This window comes from Bacillus sp. FJAT-52991 (assembly GCF_037201805.1).
In the GTDB taxonomy this organism is placed as follows: domain Bacteria; phylum Bacillota; class Bacilli; order Bacillales; family Domibacillaceae; genus Bacillus_CE; species Bacillus_CE kandeliae.
This window is the reverse complement of the sequence record NZ_CP147404.1, coordinates 1,639,957-1,666,198: the sequence shown is the minus strand read 5'-3', so window position 1 is coordinate 1,666,198 and position 26,242 is coordinate 1,639,957. Positions and strand designations below refer to the sequence as shown.

General features: G+C 39.6%; 24 protein-coding genes and 1 pseudogene. 7 read left to right on the top strand and 18 right to left on the bottom strand.

Annotated features, from left to right (window positions below):
* Window positions 1-27: 27 nt before the first annotated feature.
* The 9 genes and pseudogenes from WDJ61_RS08445 to WDJ61_RS08405 all read right to left on the bottom strand — a co-directional run bounded on the left by WDJ61_RS08445 (window position 28) and on the right by WDJ61_RS08405 (window position 9,112).
* Window positions 28-2,592 carry a helicase-related protein gene (locus tag WDJ61_RS08445; RefSeq protein ID WP_338754426.1) on the bottom strand — a complete coding sequence of 855 codons (2,565 nt, stop codon included), beginning with the start codon at window positions 2,590-2,592 and terminating at the stop codon, window positions 28-30.
* Between the two features lie 123 nt (window positions 2,593-2,715).
* The gene (locus WDJ61_RS08440) at window positions 2,716-3,423 is read right to left on the bottom strand and encodes a DNA alkylation repair protein (RefSeq protein ID WP_338754425.1); all 708 of its coding nucleotides are present in this window, start codon (window positions 3,421-3,423) and stop codon (window positions 2,716-2,718) included.
* A gap of 151 nt (window positions 3,424-3,574) precedes the next feature.
* Window positions 3,575-4,660 carry an SDR family NAD(P)-dependent oxidoreductase gene (locus WDJ61_RS08435; RefSeq protein WP_338754424.1) on the bottom strand — a complete coding sequence of 362 codons (1,086 nt, stop codon included), beginning with the start codon at window positions 4,658-4,660 and terminating at the stop codon, window positions 3,575-3,577.
* A gap of 581 nt (window positions 4,661-5,241) precedes the next feature.
* Window positions 5,242-5,331: pseudogene (locus tag WDJ61_RS08430) on the bottom strand (helix-turn-helix transcriptional regulator); the annotation flags it as partial.
* Between the two features lie 270 nt (window positions 5,332-5,601).
* Window positions 5,602-5,835, bottom strand: a complete 234-nt coding sequence (gene moaD, locus WDJ61_RS08425; protein ID WP_338754422.1) for a molybdopterin converting factor subunit 1 — start codon at window positions 5,833-5,835, stop codon at window positions 5,602-5,604.
* The gene (locus WDJ61_RS08420; protein WP_338754420.1) at window positions 5,832-6,305 is read right to left on the bottom strand and encodes a molybdenum cofactor biosynthesis protein MoaE; all 474 of its coding nucleotides are present in this window, start codon (window positions 6,303-6,305) and stop codon (window positions 5,832-5,834) included. The genes moaD and WDJ61_RS08420 overlap by 4 nt, the downstream gene beginning before the upstream one ends.
* Window positions 6,286-6,828: a molybdopterin-guanine dinucleotide biosynthesis protein B gene (gene mobB / locus WDJ61_RS08415; RefSeq protein WP_338754418.1), complete on the bottom strand. Its 543-nt coding sequence runs from the start codon at window positions 6,826-6,828 to the stop codon at window positions 6,286-6,288. The genes WDJ61_RS08420 and mobB overlap by 20 nt, the downstream gene beginning before the upstream one ends.
* Window positions 6,792-8,081 (bottom strand): gephyrin-like molybdotransferase Glp, encoded by a 1,290-nt coding sequence (gene glp, locus WDJ61_RS08410; RefSeq protein ID WP_413789068.1) that lies wholly within the window; start codon window positions 8,079-8,081, stop codon window positions 6,792-6,794. Before glp ends, mobB begins: the two co-directional genes overlap by 37 nt.
* Before the next feature lie 14 nt (window positions 8,082-8,095).
* Window positions 8,096-9,112 carry a thiazole biosynthesis adenylyltransferase ThiF gene (locus WDJ61_RS08405; RefSeq protein ID WP_338754416.1) on the bottom strand — a complete coding sequence of 339 codons (1,017 nt, stop codon included), beginning with the start codon at window positions 9,110-9,112 and terminating at the stop codon, window positions 8,096-8,098.
* Window positions 9,113-9,215: 103 nt separating this feature from the next.
* On the opposite strand from WDJ61_RS08405, the gene WDJ61_RS08400 reads away from it, so the two are divergent.
* Genes WDJ61_RS08400 through moaC form a run of 3 tightly spaced genes read left to right on the top strand, consistent with a single transcriptional unit; the run spans window position 9,216 to window position 10,812 of the window.
* Window positions 9,216-9,710, top strand: a complete 495-nt coding sequence (locus WDJ61_RS08400) for a MogA/MoaB family molybdenum cofactor biosynthesis protein (protein WP_338754414.1) — start codon at window positions 9,216-9,218, stop codon at window positions 9,708-9,710.
* On the top strand, window positions 9,707-10,273 hold the full coding sequence (locus WDJ61_RS08395; protein WP_338754412.1) for a molybdenum cofactor guanylyltransferase: 567 nt from the start codon (window positions 9,707-9,709) through the stop codon (window positions 10,271-10,273). Before WDJ61_RS08400 ends, WDJ61_RS08395 begins: the two co-directional genes overlap by 4 nt.
* Window positions 10,274-10,323: 50 nt before the next feature.
* The gene (gene moaC / locus WDJ61_RS08390) at window positions 10,324-10,812 is read left to right on the top strand and encodes a cyclic pyranopterin monophosphate synthase MoaC (RefSeq protein ID WP_338754410.1); all 489 of its coding nucleotides are present in this window, start codon (window positions 10,324-10,326) and stop codon (window positions 10,810-10,812) included.
* Window positions 10,813-10,916: 104 nt separating this feature from the next.
* On the opposite strand, the gene WDJ61_RS08385 is transcribed toward moaC, so the two are convergent.
* Genes WDJ61_RS08385 through WDJ61_RS08370 form a run of 4 tightly spaced genes read right to left on the bottom strand, consistent with a single transcriptional unit; the run spans window position 10,917 to window position 14,003 of the window.
* Window positions 10,917-11,717, bottom strand: a complete 801-nt coding sequence (locus tag WDJ61_RS08385) for a formate/nitrite transporter family protein (RefSeq protein ID WP_338754409.1) — start codon at window positions 11,715-11,717, stop codon at window positions 10,917-10,919.
* Window positions 11,718-11,763: 46 nt separating this feature from the next.
* Window positions 11,764-12,780 carry a GTP 3',8-cyclase MoaA gene (gene moaA / locus WDJ61_RS08380; RefSeq protein ID WP_338754408.1) on the bottom strand — a complete coding sequence of 339 codons (1,017 nt, stop codon included), beginning with the start codon at window positions 12,778-12,780 and terminating at the stop codon, window positions 11,764-11,766.
* Between the two features lie 48 nt (window positions 12,781-12,828).
* A complete protein-coding gene (fdhD, locus tag WDJ61_RS08375) occupies window positions 12,829-13,647 on the bottom strand; it encodes a formate dehydrogenase accessory sulfurtransferase FdhD (protein ID WP_338754406.1) in 819 nt (272 codons plus the stop codon).
* Window positions 13,648-13,658: 11 nt separating this feature from the next.
* Window positions 13,659-14,003, bottom strand: coding sequence for a DUF2294 domain-containing protein (locus tag WDJ61_RS08370; protein ID WP_338754405.1), 345 nt, complete (start codon window positions 14,001-14,003; stop codon window positions 13,659-13,661).
* A gap of 368 nt (window positions 14,004-14,371) precedes the next feature.
* On the opposite strand from WDJ61_RS08370, the gene fdhF reads away from it, so the two are divergent.
* The 3 genes from fdhF to WDJ61_RS08355 are packed head-to-tail and all read left to right on the top strand — an operon-like array spanning window position 14,372 to window position 18,860.
* Window positions 14,372-17,299 (top strand): formate dehydrogenase subunit alpha, encoded by a 2,928-nt coding sequence (gene fdhF / locus WDJ61_RS08365; protein ID WP_338754404.1) that lies wholly within the window; start codon window positions 14,372-14,374, stop codon window positions 17,297-17,299.
* Window positions 17,300-17,316: 17 nt separating this feature from the next.
* Window positions 17,317-17,796, top strand: a complete 480-nt coding sequence (locus tag WDJ61_RS08360) for a DUF1641 domain-containing protein (protein WP_338754402.1) — start codon at window positions 17,317-17,319, stop codon at window positions 17,794-17,796.
* Window positions 17,797-17,807: 11 nt separating this feature from the next.
* Window positions 17,808-18,860: a P-loop NTPase gene (locus tag WDJ61_RS08355; RefSeq protein WP_338754401.1), complete on the top strand. Its 1,053-nt coding sequence runs from the start codon at window positions 17,808-17,810 to the stop codon at window positions 18,858-18,860.
* 48 nt (window positions 18,861-18,908) lie between these two features.
* Here WDJ61_RS08355 and WDJ61_RS08350 read toward each other — a convergent pair whose 3' ends face one another.
* From WDJ61_RS08350 to WDJ61_RS08340, 3 genes are all read right to left on the bottom strand, one after another.
* Window positions 18,909-19,193: a hypothetical protein gene (locus tag WDJ61_RS08350; protein ID WP_338754400.1), complete on the bottom strand. Its 285-nt coding sequence runs from the start codon at window positions 19,191-19,193 to the stop codon at window positions 18,909-18,911.
* A gap of 247 nt (window positions 19,194-19,440) precedes the next feature.
* A complete protein-coding gene (locus WDJ61_RS08345) occupies window positions 19,441-19,626 on the bottom strand; it encodes a hypothetical protein (RefSeq protein WP_338754398.1) in 186 nt (61 codons plus the stop codon).
* 147 nt (window positions 19,627-19,773) lie between these two features.
* Window positions 19,774-23,571, bottom strand: a complete 3,798-nt coding sequence (locus WDJ61_RS08340) for a dynamin family protein (protein WP_338754397.1) — start codon at window positions 23,569-23,571, stop codon at window positions 19,774-19,776.
* Between the two features lie 175 nt (window positions 23,572-23,746).
* On the opposite strand from WDJ61_RS08340, the gene WDJ61_RS08335 reads away from it, so the two are divergent.
* Entirely contained in the window at window positions 23,747-24,688 is a 942-nt protein-coding gene (locus WDJ61_RS08335; RefSeq protein ID WP_338754396.1) for an endonuclease I family protein, read from the top strand.
* A gap of 26 nt (window positions 24,689-24,714) precedes the next feature.
* Here the strand turns inward: WDJ61_RS08335 and WDJ61_RS08330 are convergent, their stop codons facing one another.
* The gene (locus WDJ61_RS08330; protein ID WP_338754746.1) at window positions 24,715-25,467 is read right to left on the bottom strand and encodes an exodeoxyribonuclease III; all 753 of its coding nucleotides are present in this window, start codon (window positions 25,465-25,467) and stop codon (window positions 24,715-24,717) included.
* A 164-nt stretch (window positions 25,468-25,631) separates the two neighbouring features.
* Window positions 25,632-26,204 (bottom strand): energy-coupled thiamine transporter ThiT, encoded by a 573-nt coding sequence (gene thiT / locus WDJ61_RS08325; RefSeq protein WP_338754394.1) that lies wholly within the window; start codon window positions 26,202-26,204, stop codon window positions 25,632-25,634.
* Window positions 26,205-26,242 lie beyond the last annotated feature (38 nt).

Genomic DNA, 26,242 nt, shown 5'->3' with positions numbered 1-26,242 from the left:
TTGCTTTTGAGACAGCCTTATCCTTTTTCACCATTTACCCCAGTATTGTTCTTGCCTGCTTTGATGACACGAATCGCATATCGCAAATCTAAAATCCGCTGGCAATTTTCTTTGACATTTCCGGCATGTTTTATGAATATTTTTCACTTCTGTTTGTAGCTGCTCATGCACCCGCTCGCTAATTTCTTCTCGCATCCGCTCCCAATAGATCGCTTCTGTTTGCTTGTTTAATTTATATAAAAACAGCAAATGTAGGCCGATCGCTTTATAAGCAAGCTCCAATTCTTCTAAGCTGCTCGTTTTCCATTTAGGCTCAGGAAGTTCCGTTCCTTCCACAATCGCCTTCATCGTCAGAAGCCATTGCTTTGTTAAACCTGAATCCTTCGTTGAAAACGGCAAATGTAAGAAACTATATAGATCCGTCATCGAAAGTCGAGCTTCAATTTCACTATTTTCCACTAACGAATATAGCTCCTGTTCCTGTATAAGAGCAGACTTTTTCGTTCCTTTTGGGCTTTTAAATTTTTCCCATAGTTCAAAAAAAGTGCCTAAATGACGATCATACGTTTGAAATCGTTCAAACATACTAGGTGTGGGGGCAATAGCAAACGAGCTAACAGGTTTATCTTGTTGTTCTAGAAGATTCGCCATTCTTTTAATATCAGCCGTAAAAGCTACTTTTCCGACTGGATACATCCCTTTGCGACCCGCTCGACCAGCAATTTGTTTCACTTCTTGTGAGGTTAATCTTCTTCTTCTCGTACCATCAAATTTTTCATTTTTTAGGAAGACGATGCGGCGAATAGGTAAATTGACTCCCATTCCAATCGCATCCGTTGACACGATGACCTTCGTTTCCCCCTTCATAAACTGCTGCATTTGTTTCTTTCTCGTTTCTGGTGGCATACTTCCATAAATCATACTGACCGAATGCTTATTTCTTTTCAAACTCGCCGCCGTTTCAAGTACTTCTCTTCGTGAAAAACAAACAAGAGCATCTCCAGGCTCCACCTTGGAAAGTTTAAATGGCTTCGGTTCCACTTGGAGTGGAAGTTCACGCTCATATTCAATCAGTTCGTACTCACTCTCTCCTAAAAGCTGAATTAACATCTCTTTAATATTTTTACTGCCAATAATATGTACTTCTTTCGCGTTGGCTTTTGTAATGGCTTTATACCAAGAAAAGCCTCGATCTTTATCTGCAAGCATTTGGGCCTCATCGATGACAATTAGCTCATAAACGTCTTTTTCGTGAAACATTTCGACTGTGCAAGAAGCATGCTGGGCAGAGGGTTGACTTTTTTCCTCTTCACCGGTTTTCAGCGAACATAGAATGCCATCTTTATTTAATTTATCATATACTTCAAGGGCCAGTAGACGAAGCGGAGCTAAATAAAGGCCGCTACTCGCTTCTTTCATCTTTTTCAATGCTTGATGTGTTTTCCCTGTATTGGTTTCACCAATATGTAGCACATATCGAACATTCCTCTCGATCGAAGGCTGATATTCTTGACCAAAAAGTTCTGAAAGCAGTCGTTGCTCCTCTGCTTTTTTTCGTTCTATTTCTGCACGTTCAAACGCTTCTCTCTCTTCTCTCGCTTCCACATGCCGCTCATATATGTCTTTATGAATGAGTTCGTCAAATGGCAGCTCAGCGATACTTAGCAAATCTGCCACATCTTCTTCTAATAGTCGGTCAAAAATGAGTGTACCACTATCGACCAGTACATCCTCATAATACTCTACTAATGCTTCTTCTGTTAGCGACTGACGAAAAACCTCTTCATATTCCGTTTTGATTGAGGATGGAAGCTGGTTGATCAGTATCTCTAATGTTCGATCTATCCACGCTTGTTCAAAAAATTCAATGTATCGATCATTATATGTTTCGTATTCAATCTCCTCTCTTCCCCAATCGAACGTTCGTTGAAATTGACCTGTACATTCGTGAAAAAACTCTTCTAAGTTTGAATACTTCTCTGGATCAAAACTGCCATCTTCGACTAGTTCATATTCAAAAGGATAGATTTCCACAAGGTTGTATTTTATTTCTTGCAAGTCCCTAGCTAATTGCTTAGCAAATAGATGTCGAAAGCTTACATATAAATAAACTTCCTGCTCGTCTAAAATACGTTCGACGATAGATTCCATTTGTTGGAGCATTTCTTGTTGTTGTCTTTGTTGACGCAATTCTTGTTCGTATTTTAAATAATCTATTCTCGCTTGGTCGTATGTAGCGGACCATGTATGTTCGTTCTGAAATTTATGTTGTAACCAGTTAATGACATCAAAAGGTTGATAGCTTCTAATTTCCGTACGAAATAATTGATTGACTAATTTTCGATTCCCTTCTTCGATATGGATGCCTTTTTCGGTTAAATATTTTCTTTTTTCTTTCCGCGAAAGCTCATTTGATGCTTTATTGACCCAGACATTGAGCCAAATTTGCTCGGCAAATGCTCCTCTTTCTAACAAATATTGTTCAAATGTTGGAGGTGCCTCTTTTCTACCGAGGTAACGGCTGATATCTTGACGAACTTTTTTCTTCGTTAATTTCACAGCTTTTTCATATGTTTCGATCCATTTAGTCATTTTTATCTCCTTTTTTATCTTTTTAGATTTCTTATGGAAGTAAACTGCTTCTTTAGTTCAGTAACTTCAACAAAAAGAGCGTCAATCCTTCTCAGATCAACACCCCTGACGCGAAGCTAGTTTTTAACACCTTACATGTTTGCGTTTGAAACCGAGTCTCCCTCTATCTATTTCTTTTTGAATACCTTCGTAAGCGTTTAGGAAACTAGGTTTTTTCTTGTCCCGTTTGATTTCTACTGTACCTACTTCCTTTGCGGTCTCAACTGCCTTTTCATGTAGCGGCAAATATGAAATCCCCACGGTGTATAGAAAATTATTCATAGCGGATTTCGTTCGTTCTGGTGAATCATGAATCGTATTTTTCACCATATCAAGCATATTGGAAATCTTGTTTTCGGAAAACTCATTATCTAGGCGATTTCCTAAAAGCCAGCAGTAGCAACTCCATCCCGCTGACATTCTCAACTCGTCACCGCTTGCAATCCATTTATCCGCAACGTCTTGTGCAATATCTGACTCTGATAAAGTTACTGCCACCACAAAATCGGACAGCATATAAAAATACGCTCTATCCATCCAACGATCAAAATCCGACTCAGTCATGGCTTTTGGGTCTGCAATAATGCCTGCAAAGTACATGGCATCGTAGTTACCCGTGGCATAAAGCTCTTCTGCTAAACGTTGATTTATTTTTATTTTCTTTGCAATTGGTTTCATAGCACCTGTAGCCACACCAAAAACCGGCTCGTGTGCACCGTTGGATATATACATTTTTTTAGATCGTTCCTTACCAAGGGCCTCAAGCTCCTGCATAACTGTTTCGAAATCCATAGTTTTGCACTTCCTTCCTTAATATTATACCTATTTAATTGTAACCAACTAGTTTATATTCGTTATCAAGTCTTCCTTGTTACTTTACACCCTTCGTATAAGAATTACAAAAGACGCCCCTTTCACTTTCTGAGGCGCCTCTCTTCTTATATTAATTGCTCACTAACACTTGATTCGCTGCCTGTTCCTTACGAGTTTGAAAACCATGAACGATTCGTAAAAGCATCTCTTTATCCATGCGAAGATGCTTTTCTTCGCCTTGTTGTAGCAACTCTCTCGTATTTCCATCATGGAAAACAATCGAGCGATTTAAATAGTCTTTAAATACTTCTAACGGCTCATTCATTTTTTGTTCTCGACTTGATAAACTATTCTTTTTCTCGTACGATGTGATCTCAACTGCATGAAAGTCAAAGGCTTCTTTGACTGTGTCTAACACTTCTTTATTGGTTGGTGGTGCAGGATTCGTAATATTGTAGATCGTATTGCTTTTTCCATAGGCTAAACCTAATGCCAATACTTTCGTGACATAGTCAACAGGTACAATGTTTGAAACGGAGTCCTTTTCCATTAACAAATGGAAAATTTCTTGTTCATGATCTGGCTTTCTTTTCGCTTTTTTCTTTAATAATTCAATCGTACGTAATATGCCATAAAGGCCAAATGTGGTCTCCGCTTCCCCTGTCTGTGAATCACCAATGATGATCGCTGGACGCATAATCATGACTTCAAAACGGTCATTAGCTGCCATCACTAAATGCTCGACATGGCATTTGCTTTCTTCATATGAATTAATAAATGTTGATTCAAGAGGATAAAGAGATTCGATCCCTTCCGTTCGATTGCCTAATGTGTAGGCTGTACTGACATGAAAGAACTTTTTCGCTTGAACGAGTTCGGCAAAATCAAGCACTCGCTTCGTCCCTTCTACGTTCATCTCAAAGGACGCCTCTCGATCATTTTCATCAAAAGAAAGAAGAGCAGCTGTATGATAAACCGCATCGATTTGCCCGATTAATGATTGTAGCTTAGATGAGTCGATCCCTAAAAGCGCTTTCGTCAATTCTCCTTCTACTGGATGCACATTCGCTTGATGCTCAACTTTTAATTTTTGTACCAACGCATCAAATTTCTTTATATTTCGTACTAAAGCATAAATATGATGACCCTGTTCTACTAATCTTTTAATTAAATTAGAACCGAGAAAACCCGTTCCACCTGTAATAAAAATATTCAAACTTCCTCTTCCTTTCGCTAATCCAAACTTCTATAGAGAGAATGAGAGGTCTATTCATCTCATTCCTATCTGCACGTTGTTTCTATTTATAATAAAATTGCTTATAATTCACCATTGTTCAGTATAACACAGTTTAACATGAATGATAGGAATAGTTTCTTCAAAAAACCGCTTCGATGTACAGACATTAGAAAACCATTTATTTGTTTTTCTACATCCACCACATTACCTTTAAGCTCCTTCATAGTTGCTTGATGACTATTTTTTTCTTTTCATTTTTGAATTTTGCACATTATGTTTTTTGTTTATTATTCTGAAAGTGAAGCGTAATAATTCCAATCTTCATTACTTAGATCAAGTTAAATGACCTCTCTTTCTTTCCTGTTTGTGGTATCCGTCCACCCGTCCCCATCATTGTCTCAAGATCACAACACTTTGGTTAGCTTGCGTTTATGCTCAGCCCACCAGCTATCTGCTCTATACAAAAATCATTTCACTTTATACTAGGAGCCCGTCAGAAAAATGCGGATTTACAACGTTAAGGAAAATATGAATAAAAAACAAGAGCAAACTCAACATCATTAGGTGTTGCACTGCTCTTGTTTTAAATAGCGATATATTGTGGCTCGACTAACCCCTGTCATTTCTACAATTTCACTGATGCTAACTAGCCTCTGGTTCTGCGTGGTCTCCTATGCTAGATGACTATGGTAAACCTGTTGATTTATTATTTACGAAATCTAACGGGTTTCCTACACCCCCTAGTAGCTTAACCGCTAGATGGAGTGAAATTGTAAAAAGATACAATCTACCGAAATTGAACCTATGATGAAATTTTATAATTTGGTCACTTTTTAGCCACTTGCCCATATTTTACAACCTCTAGATATTCAATAAGCACTTATATATCAAGATTTATTGAATTCCGCTTTTACAACCGCTTACCCACCACTCACCGGCGGAATAAAAGCGATGGTATCTCCTTGTTTGACCACCGTTTCATCCGTCGCAAAGTTTTCATTGACAGCTGCCATGACTTGATCTAAAGAAGAAATGTGATAGTTTTCTTCCACCCATTTCTTTATTTGTAAAACAGTCATTTCCGGTTTTTCAATCGTTAATTGAGGCGCCCCTACTTCTTCTTGTAAATGAGCAAATAATAAAATGGTAATCATTTTGAACTCCCTTCTTCTGCTGGTTTTCCGTCTGGATAAGGGACGTTTTCAAGCTGATCCCCAATCCACTGTGTCCCATCTTCCCAAAACTCTTTTTTCCAAATCGGGACAATTTGTTTAATGCGTTCAATCGCATATTCATTCGCTTCATAAGCTGTTTTGCGATGGGGGGACGATACAGCAATCACAACAGCGATATCTGAAATGTCTAATCGTCCTGTGCGATGAGTAATAGCAATCTTCGCATCCGGCCATTTTTCCTTAATCTCTTCCGCTATTTTGGCAAACATTTTCACTGCCATCGGAGGATAGGCTTGATATTCTAACTGGAGCGTTTTCTTCCCTTTTGTTAACTCACGTACGGTGCCGATAAAGACTGTAATGGCTCCAGCATTTCGACATGTCACTTTCTTTGTTACTTCTTCTGCCACTATCGGTTGATCGGTAATTTCAAATAAGGTTTGTTCCATTTGATTCCCTCACTATTCTCATTAAAAAATCGATATACTGCTGATCATCTGTTATTGGAAACACGGGATATGGCAAATTACTCGGTAAGCGACACATCTCCCAGTAGATGACACATTGAATATTAGATAAAGATTGTAAAAGTTCCATATCCTCTTCTTGCCGCAACAAGACGACTTTTGGATAATCTTCTTGTTTATAGCCTTCCACGAAAATCACGTCCACATCAAAGGCTTGATACAACGTCAGTAATTGTTGAAGGCTCCATCGATCGCGTTTAGCGGTTAAGGATAATACACCCTCGCCCTCTACACCAGATACGACAGCCCCTGCTCGATGATGACGCCCACTATCCTTCGACGCTTGTTCACTAGCAGGGGTTCCACCATGACCATGATGCTTAATCGAAGCAGCTAGTAAACCAGCTTGTGTCGCTCTTGTGATCAGCTTCTCCATTAATGTTGTTTTTCCGCTATTTTGAAAGCCGACTACCTGTAGGATGGAACAATCTCGTGCCAAGGCCATTCACTTCCTTGAAGATCTTCTAATAAAAGCACATCAACAATCATCCCTTTTTCATAGCCTCTCGTCCCACCTGGAAGAACAATGAATGCGTTGGCTTCAGCAAGAGATGAAACGGCACTTGACTTATTAAAGCCAGATGGCGAGACAACTAATTGACCTTCATTAAAAGATAGAGTGGCTCGCACAAATCTTGTAAAAGGATTCGGTTTTTTAAAGTCCTCACCTAAGATGGCCTTCTCTCTTCGTAAGTGAGGCGATTCATTCCATGCAAAGCGACGAATGATTGGGCGTACAAATAATTCAAATCCGACATAACAAGCGGATGGATTACCAGAAAGACCGAATAATAATTGGTTATTTAGCTGAGCAACCGTCGTCACACTGCCCGGTCGCATCGCAATTTTATTAAATAAAACCTCGGCGCCTAACTGCTGGTAGATTTCCGGTAAATAATCATAATCTCCAACGGATACGCCGCCTGTCGTAATCAGAAAATCCACTTCACTTAATGCTGCTTTCACAGCGGAAATACAAGTATCCAAATCATCGCTGAATTTTCCGAAGTAACGTGCTTCACCTCCCGCCCTTTCAATTTGTGAAAGGATCATAAAGGCATTGCTATTACGGATTTTCCCTGGTTGCAGCGGTTCATTGGCATCTAACAGCTCACTACCAGTTGCCAAGACGCCGATCACAGGCTTTTGAATAACGGGCACTTCATGATAACCAAATGTCGCAAGGAGCGCGGAAATGCCTGGGTTGATGTACGTTCCCTTTTTGACCAAGGCGGTCCCTTTTTTCATATCCTCCCCTTGATGAGAAATATTGTCCCCTTTTTGATAAGGGCGTTTGATTTCCATATAGTTCTTACCGTTCTCTTCGTACTGCCTAGTCAACTCCAGCATGACGACGGCGTTACACCCTTGTGGAATTTGAGCACCTGTCATAATACGAACGGCTTGTCCGCATTCTACCTGTTCACTAAAAACAAATCCAGCTCCAATTTCTCCGACTACTTCAAACGAAATCGGTTGCTCTGCACTAGCAGAAGCACTATCTTCCGCTCGAATCGCAAATCCATCATAAGGAGAGCGATCAAAGGAAGGAACATCATGATCGGCTATCAAATCTTCTGCTAAAAAACGTCCGTACGCAGAAGCTAGAGGCACAAGCTCTTTTTTTCCTTGACTAGCAAATTCCATCACTCTTCGAACAGCTTCTTCTACAGCTATGGGTGTTCTTTTTTGTAACACGTTTACCACTCCTTTTATCCTAATAAACGATAATAAAGACTTTTGGCTTGCTGGATGTCACTCGTTCCATGAATCAATACACGTCCGCCTTGAAAAATAACGAGGCGATAATCCTCTAATTGACAAGAAAGCAAGTAAGGATTTCTTTGGATGTCTCCCTGATTTCCTAACTGTCGCTCTAATCGATCAAAGTCATAGTTGATTGGTTTAGCCGGCCGAATTTGTACTGTATTTCGCCCACATAATACATCTGTTTTTGTTTGGTGTTCATAAGCTAGATATGGATAAGTAGGATCTTCTCCACAAGATTGACATCGATCATCTTTGACTTTGTCCAATTTTACAGCATATTGTTGATTTTTCCATAAATCAAATGTTAAAAACGTTTCTCTAATGGCTTCGAAATCTCCCACCAGTATTTTCAATGCTTCCGCCACTTGATAAGCGGCTACCATTTGAACCGCTGGGCTAATAATGCCTACTGTATCACAAGTGGCTCCTGTATTCGGAACGGTTTGAAGGAGACATTGAAGACAAGGCGTTTTTCCTGGGATGATCGTGTAGGTCGCCCCATAACTCCCTACACAAGACCCATATACCCAAGGGATGCCATGCTTTTGAGCAAGGTCATTGATCAGAAAACGAATATCAAAGTTATCCGTCCCATCAATAATGACATCGACATCTGTAAGCAATGGGTCCATATTGTCGGCTCTCGCATCCATAATGAGTCCTTGAATTTGGACTTCCGAGTTAACTTTTTCTAACCGATTCTTTGCCGCAATCGCCTTAGGTAATTGATCTTCTGCCTCTTGCTCGCTATAGAGCTGCTGGCGCTGCAAGTTACTCCACTCTACGTAATCTCGGTCAAGAATCGTCAGTTTGCCTACACCAGCACGGACGATCGCTTCTGCACTCGCACTTCCTAAAGCCCCTGCTCCTACAATTAACACATGCTTCTTTTTTAGATTCTCTTGTCCTGAGTTTCCTATTGGTTGGAATAACTGCTGCCTTGAATACCTTTCGCTCATGGAATGGCCTTCCTTTCTTTGTATAAATCTTAATTTGACCTTTTGGTTTATGCTATTATAATTGAGTCATTGATTCTATGACTATAAAAAGGGGGTTATACTAATGCATCCAACTCATTCAAGTACACCGGTTTTGGCTGCTATATTAACTATTAGCGACAGTAGAACAATAGAAAATGACAAAAGCGGTCAACAAATTCGAACGTCGCTAGAAACGGCCCACTTTTCCGTTGTTCAGTACACCATTGTAAAAGATGAACGCACGGTGATCATGGACCAAGTTCAAGCCTGGTGTGAAGACCCAGCCATCAATGCCATTATCATCAACGGAGGAACCGGGTTTACTCCAAGGGATATTACCTATGAAGCCCTGACATCCTTATTTGAAAAAGAAATGTCAGGGTTTGGAGAATTATTTCGTTCCTTGAGTTATACTGAAATCGGCCCTCGAGCTATGTTCAGTCGTGCGGTAGCTGGCTGTAGAAATCAAACAGCTATTTACGCTTTACCAGGGTCAACCAATGCCGTCAAACTAGGAATGAATCAACTGATCATTCCCACGGTTCAACATTTTATTGGAGAACTGAATCGACAATGACCATAGCGGGTGTCGTATTAGCAGGTGGCAAATCTTCTCGTTATGGCAAGCCTAAAATGTTTGAACTATATGAAGGCAAACCCTTATATGAATATAGCTTGGATGCGTTAAGAGACAACGCGCTTCAACCATTGATCATCTCTACGAATAGAGACTTGTTTCCAAATTTCCAGTCATTAGATGTCAACTTTGTGATTGAAGAAGAAAAAAATCATCAAGGACCATTATTCGCCTTGCACCATATCTTGTCTTCAGTGCCAGATGCTGAATGGTTTTTTGTCCTTGCTAGTGATCTGCCTTTTATGACTTCTTCTTTCGTCAAAACCATGATTTCTTTCACGGAAAATCAATATGATGCGATCGTGCCGGTGCAGTCAGATCGAATCCAACCACTTGCTGCACTGTATCACCGAAGAAGCATAGATCAAGCGGAACAGCTTCTACAACATAATAAAAAAAGCATGCAAGCCTTATTAAACAAATTAAATGTTCGTTACGTGCCTTTTGCGAACGATCAAAAAGAGTTGATCAACATTAACTCAAAAGAAGATTGGCCCCAATAAATCGATCGAAAGCTACAAAACGAAGATGATACATACCTAAGGAGGATATTATGAGTAATTTTACCCACTGGAATCAAGACGGTCGACCAAAGATGGTCGATATTTCACAAAAGGAGGTCACTAAACGGACCGCCATTGCCAAAAGCACCATTGCCATGTCCAACGAATTATACGCAGCCATTCAACAAGGATTGATCAAAAAAGGTGATCCAACACAAGTGGCGCAAATTGCCGGGATTATGGCTGCCAAAAAAACGTCTGACCTGATTCCAATGTGTCATCCAATCATGCTCCAAGGAACAGATTTCACTTTTGATTATGAGCAAACAGACTCAGGATATGACTTACATATGCAAGTCACCGTTAAATGTCAAGGAAACACAGGTGTCGAAATGGAAGCCTTAACCGCTGTTTCTGTTGCTGCCTTGACTTTTTATGATATGTGTAAGGCAGTCGACAAATCCATAGTCATTAAAGAGACTCATTTAGTACAAAAAACCGGTGGAAAAAACGGTGACTTTTTTCATGAACGCACATAAAAAACCCGGCATTTGCTGGGTTTTTTATGTGCGCTGTAAACAGCATTATGAACAGCTACCACTGCTTAACGACCGCTTTCGTATCGTCCAGCTCCGCTTTTACATTAAGAAATTTTTTGTAGTTTCTTTTGTGTTACTTGTTGTTTTTGGAAAGACATAAAGTAAGCCAATCCAACGAATACGGCTCCACCGACGACATTTCCTAAAAATGCCGGAACGATATTTCCTAAGAATTCCATCCATGTCACATGTCCTGCAAAGATCGCAGCTGGAATGACAAACATATTGGCAACCACGTGCTGGAATCCAATCGCCACAAACGCCATAACTGGGAACCAAATGCCAACGATTTTTCCAATAAAGTCATTCGCTCCATAAGCTAGCCAAACAGCTAGACACACAAGCCAGTTACAGCCAATCGCAGAAACAAACGTTTGGATAAAAGAATCAGCTACTTTTGCTTCAGCAATAGCTACGGTTTTATCTAAAAATGGTCCTGTTTCTGTTAAGCCCACAATGTGACCGAAAAAGAAGGCGACAAATAGAGCACCCATTAAATTAGCTAATGTTACCCAAAACCAGTTACGAGCTAAGTCCGAAATTGAAATTTTCCGAGCATAAAGTGCCATAGGTACAGACATCATATTCCCTGTAATTAATTCAGCTCCCGCAAGAATAACTAAAATAAGTCCTAATGGGAAAACGGCTGCTCCTAAAAATCCAGCAAAGCTTCCCCACTCTGGTGGCATATTCCCGATCACTCGAATATCAAGTAAAAAACCTAAAGCAATGAATGCTCCTCCCAAAAAACCGAGGATTAGCATCGTTGGGACAGGCAATTTTGCCTTGCTGACTCCTGCTTCAATGGCTATTTCTGTTATTTTATCTGGTTTATTAAAAGCCATAATTAAATTCCTCCAACTCATCTCTTGTTGTCATATTTCCTGATCTCTATCCACCAATATGAGACATTTCTACTTTTGCATTTGTTCGAATTGGTGTCATGCTTGTCCGCTCATCAGAATAACGGTCATCTCGGTGGTTCCAAACATTTTCAATGCTGTTCGCAATGGCTTCATTGCTTTTTCCAGAGCGAAGCAGTTCCCGAAGATCCGTTCCATCTGTAGCAAATAAACAAGTATACAGTTTACCCTCCGCAGATATGCGTGCTCTTGTACAAGTAGAGCAAAAAGAATCCGTCACCGATGAGATAATCCCAATTTCTTGATCACTATCGATATAGCGATAGCGTGTGGCTACTTCTCCACGATAATTGGGCTTCATTGGCTCGATTGGTGAGAATTGATGAATTTGATCTAATATCTCCTTCTTAGATATCACATCATCCAATCTCCACCCATTCGAATTACCTACATCCATGTATTCAATAAAACGAAGGGTATGATTTCTTTCTTTAAAAAAGCGAGCCATCGGAATGATATCTTGATCATTTTTCCCTTTTTGTACAACCATGTTTACTTTTACTCCCATTCCTACTTCAGCCGCTTTTTCAATGCCTTCTAATACATTTTTTACTTTGCCTCTGTTTCCATTCATCGCTAAAAAACGCTCTTCATTCAATGAGTCTAAACTCACAGATACGCGTGATAAACCAGCTGTCGCTAAGTCTGCTGCATGCCTTTTCAACAGCGATCCATTCGTAGTTAATGCGATGTCTTCTACTCCATCGATTTGACCAAGACGCTCAATTAGTTTTGCTAAGTCTCTTCTTAACAAAGGTTCTCCACCGGTAATGCGTAGTTTTTTGACTCCGAGAGAAACAAATATTTCTGCTAACCTTTCAATTTCGTCAAATGATAAAATTTTATCGGAAGGTAAAAAAGAGTAATCAGGCCCAAAAATTTCTTCAGGCATGCAGTACCGACAGCGAAAGTTACAACGGTCGGTGACAGATATTCGCAAATCTCTCAAAGGGCGATGTAATTTGTCCCGCATCACATGATCCATGTTCCTCACCTCTTTCTTAAGTTTAGTGGTCTATTGTCTTTGCTATCGTCACTTGTCATGTTTTTGAGATGGTGAATTCATTTTGATTCTTTCGGGACAGGTGTAAATATTTAACGATTTCTGACGAATAAACCCAACAGTTGTTATACCTAATTCCTCTGCTAGTTGTAAAGCTAATTCTGTTGGAGCCGACTTCGAAAGTACTACTTCACAACCGATTTTTGCCACTTTTAATAAAATTTCTGATGAAATCCGCCCACTAAAAACCAGCACTTTATCCCCGATGGAAATGTCGTTTCTCAAGCAGTATCCATATATTTTATCTAGCGCGTTATGTCTTCCAATATCCATTCTACTTAAAATAATTCCATTCACATCACATAGTGCAGCATTATGAACCCCGCCTGTTTGTTGAAATGTGACCGCTGAATTTTGCATATCATTCATCAGACGGAAACAATCATCTGGTGTGATTTGAACGCGGACTTGATCCATTTTCTTTGCTGTTAAAGCATCGTTGACAAAAACAAATCCTTGCCTGCTCATCCCACAGCATGAAGTGATGTATCGTTTGTTTTGAAAGTTTTGATAATAAGGGTTTACTTTATTGGTTTTCACATGGACAAAACCATCTTTCTTCTGAATCCAAAGATCCTCGATATCTTCAAATTTTCGAATGATGTTTTCAGAAGCTAAGTACCCAACCACCATATCTTCGATGTATTCAGGTGTACAAACCATCGTCACAAATTCTTGTTGGTTGATTTTAACAGTAACAGGATATTCTGTGACAATAAGATCCTCAACCGTTTTTGCTTGGCCATTTTCCACATGAATAATCTCTCGCTTCACTTCAGTCTGCTTCATCTTTTTGCCCCCTAGTCTATATTTTGATCAAAAATAAACACGGAAACGGCCATATCCTCTTCTATTTTGATATCAGAAAATAAATGGACTAATTTAGCCCCCATTAATTCTTCCATACCCTCAGGAGTTGCTTTTGAATACACTTCTTGAATCATTCTCGTTCGTGCCGCATGAACCATAGCGACCCCTTCTGGCGTGCTGGCAATAAATTTTTCTGTCGGAGTCAAATTCCCATAAAGTGTTGATACAGCCATCTTTTCGACGAATATGGTCTGAATCCGCTCCGGGCCTTTCCCGAATAAATCTTTGCGAAGTTTACGGATGATGTCGTTAAATTCATGAACTTTTTTAGACATAATAGGCATTCTCCCATCATACAAAATACTATCATTGTTTTAGATAAAGTGATTTCACCCTTACAATTTTTTAATGATAAATCAACTCTACCAAAATTTAAAGGAGAAGTTTATGAGAATTATTCTCACAAAAGATGTTTTATTGTTTATATTGTTTATTTTTTGGGAAAGAGCTATAATAAGCGATGGCGAAGATGGCTCCGAAATATTTTCCGATGTTTTGGGTCTATCGGTTTATTAAATAAAAATTGGATTGGTCTTTTAGTAAGATCTGCTAAGAAGCTTATCCACCATGAATTTTTTTGCATGTTTAGTAGGCATGTAGATTCGTGGTGGATTTTTTTGTGTTCAAAAAGGAGGTAAACACCATGACTGAAATTAAAATCAATGGAAAATCGTACTCAGCGAAACCCGGAGCAACGATTCTAGAAGTAATTAATCAAAACGAAATTGCCCACCCGCAAGTTTGTTATGTTCCTGAAGTAGATCCGATTCAAACATGTGACACGTGTATTGTCGAAATCGATGGAAAGCTTGTTCGTTCTTGTTCAACGAAAGCCGAGAGTGGCATGAACATTCAACTAGCTTCTCCTAAAGCGAAAGAAGCGCAGACAGAAGCAATGGATCGTTTATTAGAAAACCATTTACTTTACTGTACAGTGTGCGACAACAACAACGGGAACTGTACATTGCATAACACCGTAGAAATGATGGAAATTGAACATCAAAAGTATCCGTATGAACCAAAAGTAGATCCAACAGAAGTCGATATGTCTCACCCATTCTACCGCTACGATCCGAACCAATGTATTGCTTGCGGACAATGTGTAGAAGTTTGTCAAAACCTTCAAGTGAATGAAACATTGTCGCTTGACTGGGAAGCAGAGCGTCCACGTGTTATTTGGGACGAAGGCGTTGCCATCAATGATTCTTCCTGCGTCAGCTGTGGACAATGTGTAACCGTTTGCCCATGTAACGCCTTAATGGAAAAATCAATGTTAGGTGAAGCTGGATTTATGACAGGATTAAAGCAAGATATGCTTGATCCGATGATCGGATTAATTAAAGAAGTAGAACCTGGATACAGCGGTATTCTTGCTGTCTCAGAAGTGGAAGCGGCTATGCGTGACAAGCGTACGAAAAAGACGAAAACCGTTTGTACATTCTGTGGGGTCGGATGTTCATTTGAAGTTTGGACGAAAGATCGCAAAATTTTAAAAGTACAACCATCTAAAGGACCAGTGAACGCGATCTCTACTTGTGTAAAAGGAAAATTCGGTTGGGACTTCGTGAATTCAAAAGAACGCTTAACGAAACCGTTAATTCGTAAAGATGGTGCATTCGTTGAATCCACTTGGGATGAAGCACTTGATTTAATCGCTTCTAAATTAGGCGCTATTCAAAAAGAATACGGTCCTGGATCAACAGGTTTTATTTCTTCTTCAAAAATTACTAATGAAGAAAACTATTTAATTCAAAAAATGGCTAGACAGCTATTTGAAACAAATGACGTCGATAACTGTTCTCGTTATTGTCAATCCCCTGCGACGGATGGTTTATTCCGCACAGTAGGTATGGGTGGAGATGCCGGTACAATTAAAGATATCGCTAAAGCGGGTCTTGTCATTATTGTTGGTGCAAACCCAGCTGAAGGACACCCTGTATTAGCTACCCGTGTAAAACGAGCGCATAAATTACATGGACAAAAGCTCATCGTATCAGATATTCGTAAACACGAAATGGCAGAACGCTCTGACATCTTTATGCGACCGAAACAAGGAACGGATCAAGTTTGGTTAATGGCTGTTACTAAATATATGATCGACCAAGGTTGGCACGATGAGAAATTCATTCAAGAAAATGTTAACTTCTATGAAGATTTCAAAAATGTACTTCAAAAGTACACATTAGAGTATGCAGAAGAACAAACAGGTATTTCTAAAGAAACATTAATTGAAGTAGCTAAAATGATTCGTGATGCGGATGGTACTTGTGTTCTTTGGGGTATGGGTGTCACACAAAACACAGGTGGTTCTGATACATCTGCGGCTATTTCTAACTTACTATTAGCGACAGGAAACTACCGTCGTCCAGGTGCCGGTGCCTATCCGCTACGTGGCCACAACAACGTACAAGGTGCTTGTGACATGGGTACTTTACCAAACTTACTTCCTGGCTATCAAAGTGTCACGAATGATGAAGCTCGTGAGAAGTTTGAAAAAGCTTACGGTGTGAAAATCCAGCCAAAACCTGGTTTAAATAATATTCAAATGCTTCAAGCCGTTGAAGAAGGCAAAATGAAAGCGATGTATGTTGTTGGAGAAGATATGGCTTTAGTCGACTGTAACGCTAACCATGTTCATGACGTTTTATCTCAGCTTGACTTCTTCGTTGTTCAAGATATTTTCCTTTCAAGAACGGCTCAATATGCAGATGTTGTATTACCTGCCGCTCCTTCTCTTGAAAAAGATGGAACGTTCACAAACACAGAGCGTCGCGTACAAAGACTATATGAAGTATTGCCACCACTTGGGGATTCAAAACCTGATTGGAAGATCCTTCAAGAAGTTGCGAACCGTTTAGGTGCGGATTGGAACTACAGCCATACGAGTGAAATTTATGCAGAAATGGCGAGTCTCTCCCCTATTTTTGGAGAAGCAAACTATGAAGTACTTGAAGGCTGGAATAGCTTCTTCTGGGGTAGCCTTGATGGTAAGAGCACGCCGCTTTTATATGTAGATGGCTTTAACTTCCCGGATAAAAAAGCTCGTTTCGCGTTATATGATTGGGTAGAGCCAGTGGAATTCCCGGAAGAATACGATTGTCATATTAACAATGGCCGGGTACTTGAGCACTTCCATGAAGGAAACATGACGAATAAATCAGAAGGTATCCAATCAAAGGTACCAGAAATTTATGTAGAAGTATCACCAGAGCTAGCGAAAGAACGCGGAATCAAAGATGGTTCTCTTGTTCGCTTAGTCTCTCCATATGGTGCGTTAAAATTAAATGCACTAGTAACCGATCGCGTTCAAAAGAACGAACTATTTTTACCGATGAACTCTGTCAGCAAAGATTCCGCGATCAACTTCTTAACAGGCCCAGCAGTTGACCGTTGTACATTCACACCTGCTTATAAGCAAACGAAAGTACGTTTAGAAGTGTTGAAAGTAGATGGTGGAAAAGCACCATTACCAAAAACAAATCCGCGTTACAAAAAACGTCACCCTCAAAATGGTGTTGAGGCAGAGCGTAAATGGAAACGTCCAGGCTATGTTCATTTAACAACGAAATAATGAAAGGAGTGTAATCGATGGCAGCACCTATTACAACAATTCAAAAGCAACAATTGACGGAAGAACAAATAAAGGAACAAAAACTAGAAGATTTAAAAACGCTCCTTTCAGAAAATGAAGAAGCGTTAAATCAAATATTCTCTATTGTGTCAGAACTGAATAACACAGGAGCACTTGAAGCAGCGACTAAGCTGCTTCAAGCGAAAGAAGAAGTCGCAAGCATTGCCCTTCATCAAGTGTCTCGTGAACCTGTAACAAACTTAATCAATCACTTTATGGGAATTGCTGGCGTCCTCTCCGCTATGGACCCGGAAATGACGAAGAAGCTTGTTAACAGCTTAAACGCTGGAATGGACGAAACGAAGAAACTTGTGAATAGCGAAGAAAAAGTCGGTATTTTTGATCTGATGAAAGTCTTGAAAGATCCGGATGTGAACCGTGCTGTTAATTTCGGCATTCACTTTCTAAAAGGTATTGGCAAAGGATTGAAAGAATAGGCAGGGATAACATGATGCTAACGAACGAGCAAGTATTACAAGCTCTGGAAAAAGTGAATGATCCAGAGCTTCATAAAAGTATTGTTGAATTAAACATGGTAAGAAACATCAAAATCGAAGACAATCATATCCAGCTTGAAGTCGTCTTGACGATCCAAGGTTGTCCGCTAAAAGCAAAAATTCAACAAGATATTGAAGAAGCTCTTAAAAGTATTGGGGCTTTAAGTGTAGCTTTAACTTTTGGTTCTATGACTGATGAAGAAAGACAAGCATTAACGAAATCACTAAAAGCTGAAGCCGTGACTGAAACCGGTATGCCGAAAATGTTACGTTCAGATTCTGGCGTCACTTTTATTGCAGTAACGAGCGGTAAAGGTGGAGTGGGAAAATCGACAGTAACGATTAACTTAGCCGCTGCCTTAGCTCGATTAGGAAAACGCGTGGGCATTTTGGATGCGGATATTTACGGATTCAGCATTCCAGCGATGATGCAAATTGAGCAAAAACCGACCATGATTGATCAAACTGCGATCCCTTCAACTAGCCATGGCGTAAAGGTCATGTCGATGGGGTTTTATTCAAATGATAACCAACCCGTCATGTGGCGTGGACCGATGTTAAACAAGTGGATTCGCAACTTCTTAGTGAATACGCATTGGGGAGAGTTGGACTATCTTCTCCTTGACCTCCCCCCTGGCACAGGTGATGTTGCCATCGATGTAGCAGCAATGATCCCTCATGCGAAAGAAATTATTGTCACTACCCCTCATAATGCAGCTTCTCATGTTGCATCGAGAGCGGGTGTGATGGCGAAACATACGAAGCATGACATCCTTGGTGTCGTAGAAAACATGGCTTATTATGAAGAAGAAGATGGCAAGAAGAAATATTTATTTGGTCAAGGTGGCGGCGAGGCACTTGCTAAACAATTACACACAGATGTCATTGCTCAAGTACCTTTCGCTCAACCAGAAGAAAACATAGGTTCTTCTGTCTATGATGAAGATTCCATTGTTGGTGAAGTCTTTACTCACTTAGCGGAAGACATCATTTATCACAACTAATGAAAAAGGAATCCTTACAAGTATGTACTTGATAAGGATTCCTTTTTATTACGCTTGCTCTTTTAATACTTGCATAAAATAAAAGCGATACGTGTTCGCAACAAACGTTTCTAACGGAAGCTGCACGTCTAACTGATATTTACTAAAAATAAATGGAAAACGCTCCATCCCTTTTTGACGAAGAAGCTTTTCTACTTCCGCTCCATGTTTTTTCGTCAACTCTTGAATAAGCGGCTCGACCATCGGCCAGCAAGAGGCCTGTAAATGCGCTAATGCTTCCTGGTCTGCTTCTTTTTGATACCGTTCCATCCAAATCTTTATTTGTTCTTCCATGATATAATCACCCAAATCTATTATAACGGATCAGTTTCTTCTATTATATATGCTTTTTTAATTTTTGACTTTTTGTCTAGATCTTCTAATCGTTTCAATAGAAATAGCCAATTAATAAGTCCTCTAAAGCAGAAACAGGTGGAGAAAAATGAGTCGTTTTTCTCCACCTGTTTTTGTTTTTCTCTAAAGGGAGCTGCCCTCAAAAGTCCTGTTTATGACTTTTTGGATCGCTCCCTTTTGTCCATCATTATTGACCTTCTTCTTTTTCTTCCTCTGTATCTTCAGTGTTTGTATCTTCTGTTTCTTCGGTATTCGTTTCTTCAGTGCTCGTATCTTCTTCATTTGTTGCGTCATCGTTGCTACAACCTGTAGCAACACCTAGGATCATTAGAGAAGCTAATAATAACATAGACCAATGCTTTAAACTTTTCACTTTCTCTTCCTCCTTTAAAGTAGCAATCAATATTACATACTAATCATACTAGATTTAGAGAAAAATAGAAGATTTGGTTCCTTTTTTTTACAAACGATTAACATTATCTTATAATTTTTAATTTTCTTTTTACTTTACCTCAACAAATTACGAATTTTCCATTCTTTGAACGAACTTTTTAATATGATCCATATTTACTTTTGTCGACAAAACCACGAGCCGACCGGCTATTTGCTGTTCTACTTGCTTAGTCACCTCTTCTCGAACCTCTTCTGCTACTTGCTGATAGATGGGAATAAACGTTTCTTTTATTTGCTCACCTGCCAAGTCGATATAATCATAAACCGGATGAAGCAAGGCTTTTTCGACTTCATCTCGCACCACTTTATTCCCTCCTTCGGCAAAGAAGACGGTTGGAGAGTCGAATGTCTTTAAAAGAGACTGGAAAGAGGAGGCTTGTATGTGCTGTAATCCTGTTTTAAAAGAAGGCCACTCGATTTTGGGTGACTCCACATACCTAATAGAGATGGACTCCATCCTTTCTTTTAACTCCGTTTCAAGATTTTTTTGCAATTCCTTTATACTCTTTTGCATAAATGCTTGAAGACGTATAGTGGTAGCTCGCATGTCTTGTGTGACATCGTTGGCGACAAATCGAATGATTTCATTCGTAAATCGATGAAGGGCGATCGCGATATCGTCAAATTGATCAAAAGCCGCTGGACTGAAAATGACTTTGAATGCATCATTATACCGGTAGAAAATACGTTGTTTCGCATAAAATAATAGTTCTTCGATTTCTTGCTGCATCGCTTGATTTTCTAGCGTTAATAAGCGCTGTTGTAAGTACGTTCTCGCTTCGTTTAACTGATACGCCAGCTGTTGGCGAGTCTTCTCTTTCACTGCCTCTTCATCTTGAGATAGCTGAATCCAGCGCTTCAATTCCAGGATCGCTTGCTTCATATCAAACTGAGCATGCCGGAGAGTAGATAAAGCTAATTGTTGCTTTGTAAAAGGAATGAACTGCTCGTCAAACAAGCTCATTCCAGAGAGTTCTAAAACTTGTTGTGGATTTAAAAGCTTGTCATCTGCTCCAATCTGTAGCACCTTTCTATATCGGGCTTCTTCTTCCCCACTTAAACAACTGGATGCTGCTTTTTTAGCATAAAGTGACAGATGGCTAGATAGTGGGTAAATGCGCGCTTTATGAATGCCGCATGTTAATAAATTCTTTTCTACATGATGAAGCACATCCAATAAGTCTTGTTTTGATTCTGCTAAGTCCGCGGCATTGACTACAAAAAACATTTTGTCGTGTTCAAAATAATCCTTCACTCGCCCTAATTGAATCAGAAATTCTTGATCTGTACGCGAAAAGGCATGATTATAATACGTCACAAAGACGACTGAATCCGCCTCAGCCATATAATTAAAAGCCATTTCTGTATGGCGAGCATTCATGGACCCAGCTCCTGGTGTATCCACAAGAACCATTCCTTGCTCGGTAAAAGGTGAGGAATAATACATCTTGATTTTTTCCACAAAGCAAGCTTTTTCTTCTACACTCACATAGTCTCCGTACGATTCAATCGTCTGAATTTCTTTTTGGCCTAAACGCTTACTCATCAATGGATAACCCTTTAGCGCAGATCGTAAAAAGGTAAATTGCTCGTTCGGTAAATGAATCAATGGCGGAAGAATCACTTCATTCTCTTTCCCCTGTTTGTTTGTACTAGTTTCATCTTCCTTTTGCTCTTTCCACTCTTGCATCATTCGATCATGCTTTTCAAAGAGCGTATGTAGGTCATCAAAATGTTCGATCGTTTGCTCACTCAGTTCAAGTGCTTGATTCATATCTTTCAATAGCTGTTCTTCTGTTTTAAACTGAATGATCACTGTACCATGTGAATACGCCTGATTAGGAGCGCGCACTTCATTGATAGCAGCCGTTGTTGGGTTCGGGGAAACAGGAAGGACCTGTTCGCCAAGCAAGGCATTGGCAAACGATGATTTCCCGGCACTAAATGCCCCAAATAAAGCCACCGTGTACTGGTTCGTCTCTAAACGCTTGAGTCTCAATCGCAGATGATCGACCACGGTTTCCATCCCATTGATAGTCGCTAATGCCTCTGTTTGGCGATGTAATTTCCGAATATCTTCATCTAAAGGAACAGGGACAAATAACTGTTCGTCTGCTTGCTTATGCCATTCACGAGATACCTCGCCAATCGAGACGATCTTTCTCGATTTTTTGCGCTTATGAAGGCGTGGGCCATCAAACGCAATAAAAGCATCTTCCGTGAACGTTTCCTCCCCTTGCATTTCAAGCAAATCTAGTAAGTCCTGATACAATGCTTCATGCTGTTCATTTAACTGGACCCATTCTTCCCACGCCTGCTTTTTCTGTTCTAATTCCTCTCTTTCTTGTTTCAACTGCTCTTTTTTCTTTTTGGCATTGATATGTGCTTGTCTCTCTAATGGTTCAATCAGCGGCATTAGTGAACGATGATATAGTAGCTGCAGTTCCCGCGTCACATCTTTGGCATAGGTCAATACGTAATCTCCACTTAAAACAGCCCCTCGTTTTACTTTTTCTTCTAAAAATGATGGAGGAAATTCCACTTGTAATTGACGAATCTTCTCTTGCAGTTCCTCATTTAATAAACCAAAATCAGACAAAAAAGCTGGTATCGCTTTTTTCAGAGGGATATCAATGTAGGCTAACCGATTTTCATTGATCGCTTTGTAAAAACGATTCAACCGCTCCGTCCGTTCTTTTTGCGTTTTCTTTTTAGAAAAAAGACCTTTCACGCGAAAAGTAAGCTCTCGCGATTCTAAGAATTCTCTTACTAAGATTCGTGTATAATAATCCATCAGTTTCGCATTGTTAAAGATCGTGTCTAGTTCTTGATCAAATAGCTGAAGATACTTTTGTCCACGGTGCTTCATCGTTTCCTCTTGACGCAAAACATCGATTAAATCCTCTTCTAACTCCGTTATGGACCGAACATTCGCCAATAATTGTTCCAATGATTCTTTTTTCTCTTTGTCTTTCTCTGTTTGATGATGGTAAAATTCCAAAGCTATGAATAAAGCTTCCATCATGACATGTTCAATGATGATCTGTTTGCGCATAGTCAATTTTTCACTTAATAACACCTTCAATTTATGTACTTGATTATGTGGATGATCCTCCTCTTTCAAAGAAGCAAAGTAAATCTCTTTATAAGGGATGGAATGTTCATCAAAGGAAGAACGAATTCTGTGCACAAATTCATCAAAAGATAACTCAAAGGCCAGATGCTTATCAATTTGATTAATAATCAAATAACATTCCTTCCCCATATCCGCCAAGCGCTGACAAAACTCAAAATTCACAGGCGACTGCACATGATTATAGTCCATCATATAAAATACCATGTCCGCTATATGAAGCTTAGACTCTGCACTGACACGGTGCGCATCATCTGTAGAATCAATACCGGGCGTATCTAAAATAGACACTCCTTTCGGCAAGTGCTCGACAGGATGAGAGATCTCCACTTCATCTACCACATCTCCATTGACACAATAAGCTTGAATCATCTTGATATCATAGGGAAACGGAAACTGTTTCATCCCCTGCTCTTTAAAGCTCACTTTGGCATATGGTTCCCCCGCTTTCACCTTAACGACGTTCGCACTCGTTGGGATGGGATTAGAAGGCAATAGATTTTCGCCCATGAGTTCATTAATCATCGAAGATTTACCAGCAGAGAAATGGCCGCAAAAGGCAATTACATACTCCATATTCTCAAGCTTTTCAATTAAATCTGAGCATTTTTTTGCAAGAGTAAGATCTTCTTTTTCCAACATTGTTCTTCTTAATTGCGTTATACTTTCAAGCAATAAAGTGCGAGTAGGTCGCTGACTTGTCAGCCACTCCTGCAACTGTTCATTCAGCATGCAACAGAAACCTCCTTTACATATGAATCATCGAAGAATAATTACGTTTCTATTTAGTGTAAAAAATCTAGAGGGCGATGTCCAATGCGGGTGTCTTACGGTTAAGTCGTTTTTCATGATAGAAAGATCACATTATGGTAGGATAAAAGGTAATCTATATAATTGAGGCGATCACATGGATAATCACCCAACGTTACGAGAAAGCTTTAGCGAACTGCAAGAATGGTACCAGAAGGACGTTCATATACCACTAACTAAATTAAAAGAGAATAAAGGAAAAATCAAAAAGGATGGGGATCTTTATTACCCTGAAAAAATAGACGAACGGGATATTCGCCACTATTATCGCTCTGTTAGTCTCCGCTCAAATGACGGTAAATCCCTTTTTAATCAATATCATGAATTAGTGACACGCACACATAAATGGCGTGTTCCCTATTTTTTAAGTAAGGATCACTATTTATATACATGGGTTGACTTACAGCCAGATGGAGCCGTCAAAAGTATTTACTCCGGTGAAAATAAGGACCCGCAAACGATGTTAGAAGAAGACTATGAAACTATTAAAAAAAGATTTGTAGAATTTCAAATCTTACTCAATTGTTCCAAAAAATTCGGTCTTGGGATCGACACCAAAATAAAAAACATTGATTCTGAGTTAAAGTTTAATACGGAGCATATCGTTCCCCAGTCGTGGTTTAGAGGCAAGGAACCAATGAAAGGGGATCTGCATCATTTATTTGTCTGTCAGCCCGAATGTAATACAGCCCGCTCCAACTTTCCTTATTTCGATTTTTCTTTTTACGAACCGGAATCACCACAGGAAAGAATTCAAAACCGCTGTGGAGTAGCTACAAACGGTGGATTTGAACCTGAAAATGGAAAAGGAACCGTTGCTCGAGCGATGCTTTACTTTTTGCTGCGTTATCCACATACGATTCGAAAATCATTTTTAAAACAAATTAATCTATCCCTATTAATCAGTTGGCATGAACAATTTCCAGTTAGTATTTATGAAAAGCATCGAAATCGAGCCATTTATCGCATTCAAGGAAACCGCAACCCTTTTATCGATCATCCGGAGCTTGCGGCTAAGTTAGTATTCCCAATGAAATAATCCCCTTCTCAAAAAAGGGGATTGTTTCACCGTAGCTCCAATATTACTGGGCAATGATCGCTTCCGAGGATATGAGAATGAATGGACGCCTTATGTAATCTCGAAGTGAGTCGCTCAGATACAATAAAGTAATCAATCCGCCAACCGATATTTCTCTCTCTCACCTTATTCATATAAGACCACCACGTATAGGAATCTGTTGTTTCTGGATAGAAATATCGAAAACTATCGACAAAACCAGCTGTGAGCAGCTTCGTCATCTTCTCTCGTTCTTCGTCTGTAAAACCAGAATTTCCTCGATTCGTTTTATAGTTTTTTAAATCAATCTCTTGGTGAGCAACATTTAAGTCCCCGCATAAGATCACCGGCTTTACCTGATCTAACTCTTTTAAGTAAACGCGCATCTCATCTTCCCACTCTAATCTTTCGGCCAATCGTGAAAGATCACGTTTCGCATTAGGCGTATAGATATTCACAAGATAAAATTGATCAAATTCTAAAGTAATAATTCTTCCTTCCACTTCGTCTTCATTATCTCCGACCCCATACGAAACTGATAAAGGCCGCTGTTTCGTAAATACGGCTGTTCCAGAGTATCCTTTCTTCTCTGCATAATTCCAATATTGCTCATACCCTTCCAACTCCAAATCAATTTGCCCCGCCTGTAATTTCGTTTCCTGTAAACAGAAAATATCCGCATCTACTTCATGAAAATAATCTAGAAATCCTTTTTTTACACAAGCTCGCAAGCCATTTACATTCCAAGAAACTAGTTTCATCAAATCTTGTTCGTCTCCTTACTCTGTTATGTAGTCTCTCATTATATCATTTTTATCTCGTATTAACCGGCTATAAGCCCCCACTGATTGAAAATTCACTTCGTTCAAAGGAACCACAAACAACAAAGACCTAAATAACAATTTGTCATCTAGGTCTTTGATCATTACATCTTTACACTTGTTACACCTTGAATGGAAGAAGCTGAATGTTTAAAAAAGCTTGGTGACGTTTTATGAAGAAACACAAGAACAACTGCTGTAATAAGCATCTCTGGAATTAAATAAGATATATTGTATAGGAATGAATACCAAGCAACTGGCCATCCATCTGGAGCATATTCTCCAAACCAAATAACGCCTGAAGCAAAATGACAAGCTAATCGAAGGGATGTACCAAGTAGCAATCCACTCATAATCCGACGTAAATTTATTTCTGATTTGGTTGCCATCACTCCTGCTAAACCAAGAACGGCATAAGCTAATGGGTAATCTAACACCAATTGTACGGGGTGAACCACGGTAGCCCCCATCACTAAATCTAATATCCCAACAATCAGCCCCGTCAAAATACCTGCTTTTAAGCCGCGACGATAGGCCATTAAAAAGATCGGAACCATTACGAGGGAGATAGAACCTCCATATGCCCATAATGCACCAAATTCAAAAACACTTAAAATTTGTGCTAAACCAGCCATGACGGCTATTTCAATCATCGTCACTAGCTTGTTTCTGTCCATAAAAAAATCCCCTTTCTTTTAATCCAAGGGGGGTGTAA

What these genes read in the sequence shown, in the direction of transcription:
- WDJ61_RS08445 (WP_338754426.1), bottom strand. Translation starts at nt 2,592, where the DNA reads ATGACTAAATGGATCGAAACATATGAAAAAGCTGTGAAATTAACGAAG.
- WDJ61_RS08440 (WP_338754425.1), bottom strand. Translation starts at nt 3,423, where the DNA reads ATGGATTTCGAAACAGTTATGCAGGAGCTTGAGGCCCTTGGTAAGGAA.
- moaD (WP_338754422.1), bottom strand. Translation starts at nt 5,835, where the DNA reads ATGATTACCATTTTATTATTTGCTCATTTACAAGAAGAAGTAGGGGCG.
- WDJ61_RS08420 (WP_338754420.1), bottom strand. Translation starts at nt 6,305, where the DNA reads ATGGAACAAACCTTATTTGAAATTACCGATCAACCGATAGTGGCAGAA.
- mobB (WP_338754418.1), bottom strand. Translation starts at nt 6,828, where the DNA reads ATGGCCTTGGCACGAGATTGTTCCATCCTACAGGTAGTCGGCTTTCAA.
- WDJ61_RS08405 (WP_338754416.1), bottom strand. Translation starts at nt 9,112, where the DNA reads ATGAGCGAAAGGTATTCAAGGCAGCAGTTATTCCAACCAATAGGAAAC.
- WDJ61_RS08400 (WP_338754414.1), top strand. Translation starts at nt 9,216, where the DNA reads ATGCATCCAACTCATTCAAGTACACCGGTTTTGGCTGCTATATTAACT.
- WDJ61_RS08395 (WP_338754412.1), top strand. Translation starts at nt 9,707, where the DNA reads ATGACCATAGCGGGTGTCGTATTAGCAGGTGGCAAATCTTCTCGTTAT.
- moaC (WP_338754410.1), top strand. Translation starts at nt 10,324, where the DNA reads ATGAGTAATTTTACCCACTGGAATCAAGACGGTCGACCAAAGATGGTC.
- WDJ61_RS08385 (WP_338754409.1), bottom strand. Translation starts at nt 11,717, where the DNA reads ATGGCTTTTAATAAACCAGATAAAATAACAGAAATAGCCATTGAAGCA.
- moaA (WP_338754408.1), bottom strand. Translation starts at nt 12,780, where the DNA reads ATGGATCATGTGATGCGGGACAAATTACATCGCCCTTTGAGAGATTTG.
- fdhD (WP_338754406.1), bottom strand. Translation starts at nt 13,647, where the DNA reads ATGAAGCAGACTGAAGTGAAGCGAGAGATTATTCATGTGGAAAATGGC.
- WDJ61_RS08370 (WP_338754405.1), bottom strand. Translation starts at nt 14,003, where the DNA reads ATGTCTAAAAAAGTTCATGAATTTAACGACATCATCCGTAAACTTCGC.
- fdhF (WP_338754404.1), top strand. Translation starts at nt 14,372, where the DNA reads ATGACTGAAATTAAAATCAATGGAAAATCGTACTCAGCGAAACCCGGA.
- WDJ61_RS08360 (WP_338754402.1), top strand. Translation starts at nt 17,317, where the DNA reads ATGGCAGCACCTATTACAACAATTCAAAAGCAACAATTGACGGAAGAA.
- WDJ61_RS08355 (WP_338754401.1), top strand. Translation starts at nt 17,808, where the DNA reads ATGATGCTAACGAACGAGCAAGTATTACAAGCTCTGGAAAAAGTGAAT.
- WDJ61_RS08350 (WP_338754400.1), bottom strand. Translation starts at nt 19,193, where the DNA reads ATGGAAGAACAAATAAAGATTTGGATGGAACGGTATCAAAAAGAAGCA.
- WDJ61_RS08340 (WP_338754397.1), bottom strand. Translation starts at nt 23,571, where the DNA reads ATGCTGAATGAACAGTTGCAGGAGTGGCTGACAAGTCAGCGACCTACT.
- WDJ61_RS08335 (WP_338754396.1), top strand. Translation starts at nt 23,747, where the DNA reads ATGGATAATCACCCAACGTTACGAGAAAGCTTTAGCGAACTGCAAGAA.
- WDJ61_RS08330 (WP_338754746.1), bottom strand. Translation starts at nt 25,467, where the DNA reads ATGAAACTAGTTTCTTGGAATGTAAATGGCTTGCGAGCTTGTGTAAAA.
- thiT (WP_338754394.1), bottom strand. Translation starts at nt 26,204, where the DNA reads ATGGACAGAAACAAGCTAGTGACGATGATTGAAATAGCCGTCATGGCT.